Origin of the sequence: Azospirillum brasilense (genome assembly GCF_005222205.1) — a bacterium.
Taxonomy (GTDB): domain Bacteria; phylum Pseudomonadota; class Alphaproteobacteria; order Azospirillales; family Azospirillaceae; genus Azospirillum; species Azospirillum brasilense_G.
In genome coordinates this window covers 1,646,423-1,658,484 of the sequence record NZ_CP032346.1, presented here as the reverse complement: position 1 = coordinate 1,658,484, position 12,062 = coordinate 1,646,423, and the positions used below count along the sequence as shown (strand labels likewise).

General features: G+C 68.5%; 10 protein-coding genes. 9 read left to right on the top strand and 1 reads right to left on the bottom strand.

From position 1 onward, the window contains the following. The first annotated feature begins 54 nt into the window (after positions 1–54). The 5 genes from D3869_RS21495 to D3869_RS21475 all read left to right on the top strand — a co-directional run bounded on the left by D3869_RS21495 (position 55) and on the right by D3869_RS21475 (position 6,492). Complete coding sequence (locus D3869_RS21495) at positions 55–237, top strand: DUF3553 domain-containing protein (protein WP_137141829.1); 183 nt, start codon at positions 55–57, stop codon at positions 235–237. Then, on the top strand, positions 234–620 hold the full coding sequence (locus D3869_RS21490) for a c-type cytochrome (protein WP_137141828.1): 387 nt from the start codon (positions 234–236) through the stop codon (positions 618–620). Before D3869_RS21495 ends, D3869_RS21490 begins: the two co-directional genes overlap by 4 nt. A 105-nt stretch (positions 621–725) precedes the next feature. After that, positions 726–3,146, top strand: a complete 2,421-nt coding sequence (locus tag D3869_RS21485) for a penicillin acylase family protein (protein WP_137141827.1) — start codon at positions 726–728, stop codon at positions 3,144–3,146. Beyond that, positions 3,143–4,390, top strand: a complete 1,248-nt coding sequence (locus D3869_RS21480; protein ID WP_137141826.1) for a threonine ammonia-lyase — start codon at positions 3,143–3,145, stop codon at positions 4,388–4,390. Before D3869_RS21485 ends, D3869_RS21480 begins: the two co-directional genes overlap by 4 nt. A 113-nt stretch (positions 4,391–4,503) precedes the next feature. Continuing rightward, a complete protein-coding gene (locus D3869_RS21475; RefSeq protein ID WP_137141825.1) occupies positions 4,504–6,492 on the top strand; it encodes a M10 family metallopeptidase C-terminal domain-containing protein in 1,989 nt (662 codons plus the stop codon). A 74-nt stretch (positions 6,493–6,566) separates the two neighbouring features. Here D3869_RS21475 and D3869_RS21470 read toward each other — a convergent pair whose 3' ends face one another. After that, positions 6,567–7,046: a flavin reductase family protein gene (locus D3869_RS21470; RefSeq protein ID WP_137141824.1), complete on the bottom strand. Its 480-nt coding sequence runs from the start codon at positions 7,044–7,046 to the stop codon at positions 6,567–6,569. 228 nt (positions 7,047–7,274) lie between these two features. On the opposite strand from D3869_RS21470, the gene D3869_RS21465 reads away from it, so the two are divergent. The 4 genes from D3869_RS21465 (at position 7,275) to D3869_RS21450 (ending at position 11,843) form a co-directional block, all read left to right on the top strand. Beyond that, positions 7,275–8,336, top strand: coding sequence for a flagellar motor protein MotB (locus D3869_RS21465; RefSeq protein WP_137141823.1), 1,062 nt, complete (start codon positions 7,275–7,277; stop codon positions 8,334–8,336). 198 nt (positions 8,337–8,534) lie between these two features. Continuing rightward, positions 8,535–10,034, top strand: coding sequence for a circularly permuted type 2 ATP-grasp protein (locus tag D3869_RS21460; protein WP_247895828.1), 1,500 nt, complete (start codon positions 8,535–8,537; stop codon positions 10,032–10,034). Then, positions 10,031–11,008, top strand: coding sequence for an alpha-E domain-containing protein (locus D3869_RS21455; RefSeq protein ID WP_137141822.1), 978 nt, complete (start codon positions 10,031–10,033; stop codon positions 11,006–11,008). The genes D3869_RS21460 and D3869_RS21455 overlap by 4 nt, the downstream gene beginning before the upstream one ends. A 94-nt stretch (positions 11,009–11,102) precedes the next feature. Then, complete coding sequence (locus D3869_RS21450) at positions 11,103–11,843, top strand: arginyltransferase (RefSeq protein WP_137141821.1); 741 nt, start codon at positions 11,103–11,105, stop codon at positions 11,841–11,843. The last annotated feature ends 219 nt before the right edge of the window (positions 11,844–12,062 follow it).

Genomic DNA, 12,062 nt, shown 5'->3' with positions numbered 1-12,062 from the left:
CACGGTCATCCCGCGAAAGCGATAACCAGTTCCGGCGGATGCAGGAGGCGCGGCATGGACGATTCACTGGTTCCCGGCGCCTGGGTGCGCCACCCCGCCCGTCCCGACTGGGGGCTGGGGCAGGTGCAGTCGGCCGTCGGCGACCGCGTCACCGTGAATTTCGAGAATGCGGGAAAGCTGCTCATCAACACGTCGGTGGTTTCCCTGACCGTCACCGATCCGGACGACGCGCCGTGAGCGGCCGGCTGCCGCTGGCCGCCCTCCTCCTGCTGGCCGCCGGCGGCCCCGCGCTGGGCGACGACGCGCCCGACCCGGAGCGCGGCAAGACGCTGTTCCGCGCCTGCGCCTTCTGCCACACGCTGACGCCGGACGGCGGCAACCGCGCGGGGCCGACGCTGTGGGGCCTGTTCGGGCGGCCCGCCGGGGCGGTGGCGGGCTATCACTACTCCCCGGCGTTGAAGGGCAGCGGCATCGTCTGGGACGAGGCGGCGGTGGCCCGCCTGTTCGAGATCGGCCCCGACGTGATGACCCCCGGCAGCAAGATGCCGATGCAGACCATCACCAGCGCGTCCGACCGCCGCGATCTGGTCGAATACCTGAAGGAAGCCACGGCGCCGTGACTCCGGGTTTGCGGGCGGCCGCGATCACAGGCGGCGAACATGGCCCCGCGCGGCCTCCATCCCCATCTCTGTCAGTCGAGCCCCCTTTCCGAGTTCCGGCCTCCGATGATTCCCCGCGCCGTCCGCAAGCCCCTGGCCATCCTGGTCGCTCTTCTCGCCCTGGTGGTCGTGGTGCCGCTGCTGGGGGCGGGCGGGTTCCTGCTGTGGCTTCGCCAGCAGACCCCGTCCTACGAGGGCGCCGTCACCGTCCCGGGGATCGAGGGCCCGGTGGAGGTCCTGCGCGACCGCAACGCCATCCCGCACATCTTCGCCGCCACCGAGCGGGACGCCTATTTCGCGCTCGGCTACGTCCATGCCCAGGACCGGCTGTGGCAGATGGAGACGATGCGGCGCGGCGGCGCCGGGCGTCTGGCCGAGCTGGTCGGCACGCGCTTCGGCGACTGGGCGCTGCGGCTCGACCGCTCCATGCGCACGCTGGGCGTCTACCGCCGGGCCGAGGAGGCCTATGAGGAGCTGTCGCCGGAGGCCCGCGTGGCCTTCGACGCCTACGCCGCCGGGGTCAACGCCTGGATGGAGACGCGCCGCGAGGCGCTGCCCATCGAGTTCCAGCTCCTGCGCCACAGGCCGGAGCCCTGGCGCCCCGCCGACAGCCTCGTCTGGGGCAAGCTGATGGCGCTCCAGCTCTCCGGCGATTCGCGGGACGAGCTGTTCCGCGCCGGCGCCCTGAAGAGCCTGACGCCGGCGCAGATGCGCGACCTGTTCCCGGACTCCGATCCCACCGCCCCGGTCACCCTGGCGGCGGCGCTCGACGGCATGGATTTGCCGAAGGCGCTGGCCGCCCTGCCCGACCTCGGCTTCGACACCGCGTCCAACGAATGGGCGCTGACCGGGGCGCGCAGCGCGACCGGCAAGCCGATCATCGCCAACGACCCCCATCTCGGGCTGGAGGCGCCGGTCCTGTGGTATCTGGCGCGCATCGTGACCCCGGAACACCGCATCGCCGGAGCGACCATCCCCGGCGTGCCGCTTCACATCCTGGGGCACAACGGGCGCGTCGCCTGGGGCTTCACCACCACCCACAGCGACACCCAGGACCTGTTCATCGAGAAGCTCGACCCGCAGGACCCCGGACGCTACCTGACGCCGGACGGCAGCGAGGCCTTCGAGACGCGGCAGGAGACGATCCGCGTCGCCGGCCAGCCGGACGAGACGCTGACGGTGCGCGAGACTCGGCACGGCCCGGTGCTGACCACGCCGGACGCCGCCGAGGCGACGCCGGAGGGGCATGCGCTGGCGCTGGCGTTCCCCGGCCTGTCCGCCGCCGACACCACGGCGGAGGCGCTGTACCGCCTCAACCACGCCGCCGACGCCGCCGCGGTGCGCGAGGCGTTGTTCCTCCACGTGGCGCCGCAGCAGAACGTCGTCTACGCCGATACGGCGGGGACGCTGGGCTTCCTGTCGCCGGCGCTGGTCCCGGTGCGGCGCGGCGGCGACGGGCGCGTTCCGGTGCCGGGCTGGACCGGGGAATACGACTGGATCGGCTACATCCCCTTCGACGCGCTGCCCCAGGCCGAGAATCCGCCGTCGGGCCAGTTCGTCAACGCCAACAACGCGGTGGTCGGCCCCGGCTACCCCTACGCCCTGGCGACCGAATGGCCGGATCCCGCCCGCGCGGAGCGGATCGTGCAAATGCTCGGCGACGGCCCGCACACGGTGGAGGAGGTCGCCGCCCAGCAGATGGACGAGCTGTCCCTGCCGGCGCGCGACCTGCTGCCCCTAATGCTGGAGCCGCTGCGCAACGTGCCCGATCTCAATGGGCAGGCCCGCGCCGCGCTGGACCGTCTGGCCGGCTGGGACGGACGGATGGACCGCGACCGGGCCGAGCCGCTGATCTTCTCCTGGTGGGAGCGGGAGCTGGTGCGCAGCGTCTTCGCCGACGAGCTGGGGCCGCTGTTCCAGAGCTACTGGGACCTGCGCCCGCGCGCCCTGCACCGCGTGCTGACCCAGGCGCCGCAGTGGTGCGACGACCGGACGACGCCGGCCCGCGAGGACTGCACCGTCATGCTCGCCGGCTCCCTGAAAACGGCGCTGGCCGAGATCGAGCGGCGCCACGGAGCGGACATGAACAGCTGGCGCTGGGGGGCGGAGCACAAGGCCGCCCTGAATCACCGCCTTCTCGGCCGGGTGCCGCTGCTCGGCCAACTGTTCGACCTGTCGATCCCCACCGGCGGCGGCGCCTTCACCGTCAACCGCGGCACCACCCGCGTGCGCGACCCGCAGGACCCTTTCTCCCACGTCCATGGCCCGGGGCTGCGCGCGGTCTACGATCTGGCGGACCTCGGCAACTCCCGCTTCTCCATCGCCACCGGCCAGTCGGGCAACCCGCTGTCTCCCCACTGGGGGGATCTGGTGCAGGGCTGGCGCGACGGCGTGGGGCTGCGGCTGGCCGGCGACCGCGGCACGCTCGCCCGCGACGGCGCCACGCTGCTGACGCTTTCCCCCACCCGTCCAGGGAGTTCGCCATGACCGAGGCTACACCGTCTCCGCCCCCGACTCCGGCCCTGACCCTGGACGACGTTCGCGCCGCCGCCGCCCGGATCGGCAACCATCTCCCCGTCACCCCCACCGAAGCCTCCCCCCGCCTGTCGGAGATCACCGGCTGTTCGGTGGTCCTGAAATTGGAAAATCAGCACCTCACCGGCTCCTTCAAGGAACGCGGGGCGCTCAACAAGCTGCTGTCGCTGGGCGATGCCGAGCGGCGGGCCGGGGTGATCGCCATGTCGGCGGGCAACCACGCCCAGGCGGTGGCCTGCCACGCGACACGGCTGGGCATCCGCTCGGTCATCGTCATGCCGTCCTTCACCCCCTTCACCAAGGTGGAGCGCACGGAAAGCCTCGGCGCGCGGGTCGAACTGCACGGCGAGACTCTGAGCGACGCCGCGGCCTACGCCCAGGAGCTGGCGGCGCGCGAGGGGCTGACCTTCGTGCATCCCTACGACGACCCGCTGATCGCCGCCGGCCAGGGCACCGCCGCCCTGGAGCTGCTCGACGCCGCGCCGGACCTGGAGGTGCTGGTGGTGCCGGTGGGCGGCGGCGGGCTGATCGGCGGCATGGCGGTGGCGGCAAAGGCGCTGAAGCCGGACATCGCGGTGATCGGGGTGGAATGCGCCATGTTCCCGTCGATGCGCCAGGCACTGGCCGGGCAGCCCATCACTTGCGGCGGGGCCACCATCGCCGACGGCATCGCGGTCAAGGCCCCCGGCGCCGTCACCCTGCCGCTGGTCCGCCGGCATGTGGACGCGGTGGTGGAGGTGGGCGAGCAACGGCTGGAAGAGGCCGTCTACCGCCTCGCCACCGTGCAGAAGCTGGTCGCCGAGGGCGCCGGGGCGGCGGGGCTGGCCGCGGTGCTGGACGATCCGGAGCGGTTCCGCGGCAAGCGGGTGGGCATCGTCGTCTCCGGCGGCAACATCGACGCGCGCATCCTGGCGCAGGTCCTGACGCGCGGGCTGGTCTACGAGGGGCGCATGGTGCGGCTGCGCATCGGCATCACCGACGCCCCCGGCGCGCTCGCCCGGGTCGCCCGCCTGCTCGGCGAGGCCGAGGCCAACATCGTCGAGGTGCACCACCAGCGCCTGTTCCACGACGTGCCGGTCCGCATGGCCGAGATCGACGTGGTGCTGGAAACCCGCGGGCGCAGCCACGTGCAGCGCCTCGTCGCCCACATGGAGGAGGCGGGCTTTCCGACGGAGCTGATGACCGACATTTCCTGACCTGCGGTGGAATGACACACAAGGGTCATTCGCACATGCGCGCCTTATTCGCAGCATCCACATCCTGTGATAGATTGATCGGGCAACGAGAATAATCTTCGGGATACTCGCGTATGTCCATTGCCGCCTGGGGTCCTACGTCCTCCGCAACCGTCTACGGGTTGACCTCCGCCAACCGCCCCACCACCGACATCGACGGCGGCCCGCTGGGATGCGATCCCGCCCTGCTGCGAACCGGCATCGTCACAACTCCCCAGACGATCTCCGATACATCCCTCATCCCCATCCTGTCGGGAAGCAAGTGGGGCACCGCCCAGGCCGCGACGCCGGTCACACTCACCTACTCCTTCTACGAGAGCGGCGGTCCCGCCGTCGCCGCGGCGGGCGTGACCCCGGCACCGTTGGACATTGCCTTCCGCGACGCCATCCGCAGCGCCCTGGTCAGCATCGCCGATGTCGCCAACATCAGCTTCGTGGAAATCACCGAGTCGGCGACGGGCGGTGCGACCGGCGCTCCCGGCGCCTCGGGTGCTCTGGTCGGCCATCTGCGCTTCATTGATGACGCACGGCTGGACAGCGATCCCAACACCGCGTCCTACGCCATCGGGCCGTCCGCGACGGCCCTGTCCAGCGGTCTGGTGGCCTTCGATTCCGACCGTGTCATCGCCGCCAGCGGCGGCGGCTACGCGACGATCCTGCGTGAGATCGGGCGCGCCCTCGGGCTCACCTACAGCTTCGAGCCAAGCGACGCTCCCGCGCCCTACAGGGGGCCGACGTCGGAGAACGGCGTGTGGAGCACGGAATGGACGATGATGTCGGCCACAATGCCGGTCTCCCGCCTGCCCGCCGGCGCGGTGTTCAACCCGGTGGGGCCGATGTTGGCGGACATCCAGGTGCTGCAGTCCTGGTATGGGGCCAATCTGAACACGCGAACCGGGAATGACACCTACCGGATCGACGGGCCGCTTTTGACGAGGGCGCTATGGGACGCCGGGGGAACCGACACTCTCGACGCCTCCGCATCGACAACCGGGGTGAACTTCAACTTGGCCGTGAACACGGTCAACTACGGCTACAACGTCGCTTGGAACACCCTCTTTGAAAATGCCATCGGCAGCGTCGGCAACGACACCATCTTTGGAACGAACGAAGGGCCCAGGATTGGTCCCGACGGCGTGTGGTTCGACCACAACGGCAACAACCGCATCGATGGCGGCCCCGGCGACGACCACATCTCGGCGGGGTCCGGCGACGACACGCTGATCGGCGGCACGGGCCGCAACTGGCTCCATGGAGGCCTGGGCAACGACACCGCCGTCTACGACGCCGCGTCGACCGACGCTTATGCCTACACCGTGCAAGGCACCCTGATCCTGTCGATTCCCAAACTCGGAATCAGCGACACTCTGGTCGACATCGAACAGCTGTCCTTCACGGACCGCAGCTTCGCCGCCGCGGACGCCACCTCCATCCTCCTCCCGCCGAGCGCGAATCCGAATCCCCCATCGTCTCCCATCCCCCCGTCGCTGACTCCACCCCCGTCACCCGTTCCCGCCATCGATCCTGCACGCCGCCTCTACGTCACCCGCGGCGGTGCCAGCACCGAAGTGGCGATGGACAGCTACTCCGGGCCGGTGACCTGGCTTCGCAACATGCACATCGGCCAGAACGACAGCGAGGCGATGCAGGGGACGGAGCATGCCGACTTCATCAACACGCTGGGCGGCGACGACGCGGTGAATGGCGGCGGCGGGGACGACGTGCTGGACGGCGGTCTCGGCTCCAACTACCTGATCGGCGGAAGCGGCAGCGACACCTTCTTCGTGGACGGCCGCGACGGCGGCATCACTTGGTCGACCGTGACCGACCTGGAGCCGGGGGAATGGGTCACCGCCTGGGGCTGGAAGGAGGGCACGTCAAAACTGACCTGGGCCGAGATGGCCGGGGCCGAGGGCGCCAAGGGCGCCACCGCGCACATCGACCTCGACAACAACGGCAGCATCGACATGAGCATGACCATCGCCGGCAAGTCTTCCGGCGCGGTCCTGGTCACGCCCGGCGAGGTCAACGGTTCCAGCTACCTCGCCTTCACGCTGAAGTAACCGCTGCTGAGTGAAACGATCGCGGCGGCGCGGGCGTCCGGAAGGAACGGTCGCCCGCGCCGCCGCGCGGTCAATCAGGGCAGCTGCGCGTAGGAGCCGCGGAAGTAGAGCAGCGGCTTCCCGTCCTCGCTGCCGGACAGGCGACGGACGCGGCCCACGATGATGACGTGGTCGCCGCCGTCATAGACATGCTCCCGGTCGCACTCCAGGGTGGCGAGGCAGCCGGTGAGGATCGGCACGCCGCTGTCCCAGCGCTCCACCCCCACCCCGTCCCAGCGCTCCTGCAGGTCGCGGCGCGAGAAGCGGTTGGACAGCTCCGCCTGCCCTTCGGCCAGGATGTTCACCGCGAAGGACGGTGCGGTGGTGAAAGCCTCGAACGACATGGCCGCCCGGCCCAGACAGAACTGCACCAGCGGCGGGTCGAGCGACACCGACGAGAAGGAGTTCACGGTCACGCCGATCGGCTCGCCGTCCGGGGCGACGGTGGTGACCACGGCGATGCCGGTGGCGAAGCATCCGAGGGCGTTGCGGAAAGCCCGAGAATCGATGGTCATGGCGGCCTGTGTGGGCTCGTCGGTTATTGGGGCGAGGGTGCTGCGGCGAAACAGCGGGATTAACCCAGCCGGACCCTCGGTGCAAGCCGCATCTGCCGCGACACGGCCGGAAGCGGCCGGAAGCCGCCCTCCGCCACATTAAATGGATCTTAAGGATGATGGCCCACCCTTCGGGCGTCCGCGCGGACCGCGAATTCCCGACCGCAAGGCCCCATTCAGCAAGGCTTCATGTCAGCGAACCCGTCCGGCGGCGAACAGCCGATCATCATCAAGAAGAAGAAGGGTGGCCATGGCGGCCACCATGGCGGCGCCTGGAAAGTCGCCTACGCCGACTTCGTGACGGCGATGATGGCCTTCTTCCTGCTGCTGTGGCTGCTCAACGTCACCACGTCGGACCAGCGCAAGGGCATCGCGGACTATTTCTCGCCCACCTCCGTCAGCCGTGAAAGCTCAGGGTCCGGCGGCATGCTGGGCGGGCGCACCATCACCGCGCCGGGCGCCCAGATCTCCCCCTCCTCCCCGATGTCCGCCGACGTTCCGGTCTCCGGCCCGCCCGGCCATTCGACCCAGGAGGACGAGGAGGCCAACGATCCCACCGACGCCGCCCCGCCGCCGCCCGCCTCGACCGCCGAGCAGAAGTCCAACGAGTCGCGCCTCGACTATCAGAAGCGGCTGGAGGAGCAGGCCAAGCAGCTCGGCATCCCCGGCCAGAAGCCGGGCGAACGGCTGTCCGACTTCGCGGAGCGCGTGAAGGAGGGCGGCGAGAAGCTGCAGGACGCCCAGAAGGAGGCCCGCCAGTTCCAGCAGGCCGCCACCGAGATCCGTCAGGCCATCCAGTCCGTGCCGGAGCTGGAGCCGCTGGCCCAGAATCTGATGATCGACCAGACGCCCGAGGGCCTGCGCATCCAGATCGTCGACCAGGACCGCGTCTCGATGTTCCCCGGCGGGTCGGGCCAGATGTACCCGCAAACCCGCCAGCTCGTCATGCAGGTGGCCAAGGCGCTCGCCAAGCTGCCCAACAAGCTGTCGATCAGCGGCCACACCGACGGCATCCCCTTCACCTCCGGGGCCGGGCGCGACAACTGGGACCTGTCCACCGAACGCGCCAACGCCACGCGCCGCGCCCTGATCGCCGGTGGCATCCCGGAGGAGCGCGTGCAGGACGTGATCGGCCGCGCCGACCGCGATCTCCTCGTGCCCGACCAGCCGGGCAGCCCGCGCAACCGCCGCATCAGCATGGTGCTGCTGCGCGAAAGCAAGACCGCAACTCCGCCCGCCGCCACGAACTGATACCAAAGCCGATGCGGCACCGGTACCAAGGCGTTAGTTCCTTGCCTTTGAACGTACCTCTTCTTGTTTTGTCGATGCGCCGCACAACGCCGGGAATGTTTGCCCTGTTCAAAGGGCGAAATGATGGTTCATACTTCGCGTCAGACACCATTGCCACACGGCAGCGGTCAATCAAGGGCGTTAGCTGCGGGGGAGTCTGTGAGCGTACCCGAAGGCAAGGCGACTGACCTTTTGACGAACTACGATCCCGGCCTTTACTACGACGAATTGTTCGGAGGCCGTGATTATCCAGCCGAGCACTCGGCGCTGATCCGGCAGAGACTCGCCGGTCTGAACTTCGGGGACCTGTTGCGGCGGTCGCAGGACGCCGAACGAGAACTGTACAATCTGGGCATCACCTTCCTCGTTTATTCGAACAAGGACGCAGTGGACCGGATCCTTCCCTTCGACATCATTCCCCGGGTGATCTCGGCCAAGGAATGGGCGCATCTGGAGGCGGGAATCACCCAGCGCGTCACGGCGCTGAACCTGTTCCTCCACGACATCTACCACGACCAGAAGATCCTGAAGGACGGGGTGATCCCCGCCGACCTCGTGCTGGGCAACGGCTGCTTCCGGCCGCAGATGGTCGGGCTGGACGTGCCGTTCGACACCTACATCCACATCATGGGCACGGATCTGGTCCGTGACCGCGAGGGGACCTTCCGCGTGCTGGAGGACAACGGGCGCGTGCCGTCCGGCGTGTCCTACGTGGTGGAAAACCGCCACATGATGCAGCGCGTGTTCCCCGACCTGATGCAGGACATCGGCATCCGCCCGGTGGACAATTACGGGCACAAGCTGCTCGACGCGATGATGGAGATCGCGCCGCAGGACGTGGCCGACCCGCAGGTCGTGCTGCTGTCGCCCGGCTCCTACAACTCCGCCTATTTCGAGCACATCTTCCTGGCGCGCGAGATGGGCGTGCCGCTGGTCGAGGGCCGCGATCTGGTGGTGGAGAACGACCGCGTCTACATGAAGACCACCAACGGTCTGGCGCGTGTCGATTCGATCTACCGCCGCATCGACGACGCCTTCCTCGACCCCAAGGCCTTCAACCCGGACAGCATGCTGGGCGTGCCGGGCATCATGGAGGCCTACCGCAAGGGCAACGTGGCGCTGGCCAACGCCGTCGGCACCGGCGTGGCGGACGACAAGGCGATCTACTGCTACGTCCCGCGGATGATCAAATACTACCTGGACCAGGAGGCGATCATCCCCAACGTGGACACGCGCATCTGCCGCGAGGCCGACGCGCTGCAGTACACGCTGGACAACCTGGACAAGCTGGTGGTGAAGCCGGTCGGCGAGGCCGGCGGCTACGGCATCACCATCGGCCCGCGCGCCAGCAAGGAGGAGTTGGCGGATTGCCGGGCCAAGCTGCTGGCCGATCCGTCCAACTACATCAGCCAGCCGGTGGTCGACCTGTCGGTCTGCCCCACGGTGACCGACGACGGCATCGATCCCCGCCACGTCGATCTGCGCCCCTTCGCCATCACGGGCAAGAACACCTGGGTGCTGCCCGGCGGTCTGACCCGCGTGGCGCTGAAGAAGGGCACGCTGATCGTCAACTCGTCGCAGGGCGGCGGGTCCAAGGACACCTGGGTTCTCCAGGATGGGGTCCTCCAGGATGGGTCACAGGAAGGGAGCGCGTCGTGAATCTGCTGGCCCGTTACGCCGAATGCATTTTCTGGATGGCGCGCTACATGGAGCGCGCCGAGAATCTCGCCCGGATCCTGGACGTGCATGAGACCTTCGCGCGCGACACGCGGGGGATGACCAACTGGTTCTCCATCGTCCAGCTCAACGCCGACGAGAAGGACTTCTTCAGCCGCCACGACCGCCCCACGGCGGAGGCGGTCGTCCATTACTACATGTTCGACACCCAGCACACGAACTCGCTGGTCTCCATGCTGCGCATGGCGCGGGAGAACGCCCGCGTCCTGCGCCCCTGGATCTCCACCGAGATGTGGACGCAGATCAACGTGTTCCACAACAAGCTGGTGGAGATGAACGGCAAGGGCGTGGCGCTGCCCAACCTGTCCAAGGTCTGCACCTGGATCAAGGAGGAGTGCCAGACCCACACCGGCATCACCGAGGGCACCTTCTACCGCGACCAGGGCTGGTACTTCTACCAGCTCGGCAAATACATCGAGCGGGCGGACCAGACCACCCGCCTGCTCGACATCAAGTACCACACGCTGCTGCCCTCCCCCGTCGTGGTCGGCTCCACGCTGGACATGAGCCAGTGGACGACGGTGCTGCGCTCCGCCGCCGGGTACCACGCCTTCCGGCGCGTCTACCCGCGCGGCATGTCGCCCACCACGGTTGCCGGCTTCATGATGTTCAACGAGGGGTTCCCGCGCTCCGTTGTGATGTGTGTGCGACAGATCGACGGCCTCTTGACCCGCCTGAAGTCCCGTTACAACCTGCGCAACGGCAGTGAGGCGATGGAGAAGGTGGACGAATTGCTCGGCGCGCTTCTGGCCCGCCCGATCGAGGAGGTGATCCAGCTCGGCCTGCACGAGTATCTGGACGGCGTGCAGGCCCAGCTCTGCGGCATCACCAACGAGATCGGACGCGCCTTCTTCGGCCAGGACACCGTCCCCATGACCCAGAGCCAATCCCAGTAGCCTCTGTTGACCTAAGTTCCGTCCAGCAACCTCTCCAGCCGCAGACCCCCAACAACCGGCCCCCGGGCCGGTGATCCAGAAGTCAGCCAGCCCGATGTCGGTCATCCAGCCGCAACTCCGCCCGCTCCAGCAGTTCTTCCGGTCCGGGCCGATGCCCTGCCCCTATCTGCCGGGACGGGTGGAGCGCAAGCTGTTCACCCGGCTGTTGGGGCCCTATTCGGCGGAGGTCAACTCAACCCTGTCGCGCGCCGGCTTCCGGCGCAGCCACGACATCGTCTACCGGCCGGTCTGCCCGAACTGCCAGGCCTGCGTCCCGGTCCGCATCCCGGTCGCCGCCTTCGTCCCCACCCGGTCGCAGAAGCGCGTCCGCCGGGCCAACGGCGACCTGACCCTGGCCGAGGCGCCGGCCGCCGCCACGACGGAGCAGTACCGGCTGTTCTCGCTCTACCAGAACTCCCGCCACGGCGAGTCGGACATGGCGCGCATGGCGATGGCGGATTTCGCCGCCATGATCGACGAAGGGCGCGCCGACACCAGCCTGTTCGAAGCCCGCGACGCGGAGGGGCGGCTGGTCGGCTGCATGCTGACCGACCGGCTGACCGACGGCTATTCCGCGGTCTACAGCTTCTACGACCCCCGCCAGGACCGCCGCAGCCTGGGCAGCTTCATGATCCTCAGCCTGCTGGAGCGCGCCCAGGCGGACGGGTTGCCCTACGTCTATCTCGGCTATTGGATCGCCCAGAGCCGCAAGATGGCCTACAAGGCCAAGTTCCGCCCCCTGGAGGCTTTGGGCCGCGACGGCTGGTTCCGCCTGCCGAATGATCCGGAAGACTGACCGACCGTTCGCCGGATTGCCTGTGATCGGTGACTATTGGGGCAATCACGTATAAAGGCTTTCAAGCTCTTGCGCTGCCGGGGCCTCCTGCGGAATATTGCCGCAGCAAACACCCCATGGTGTTACCATAAAAGATTGAACCGGCGCCCAGCGCCACCGTTCACAGGGCAACAAAAGGAACGGACGGGGATACACCCGTTCCAAACCAACAGGGAGGCT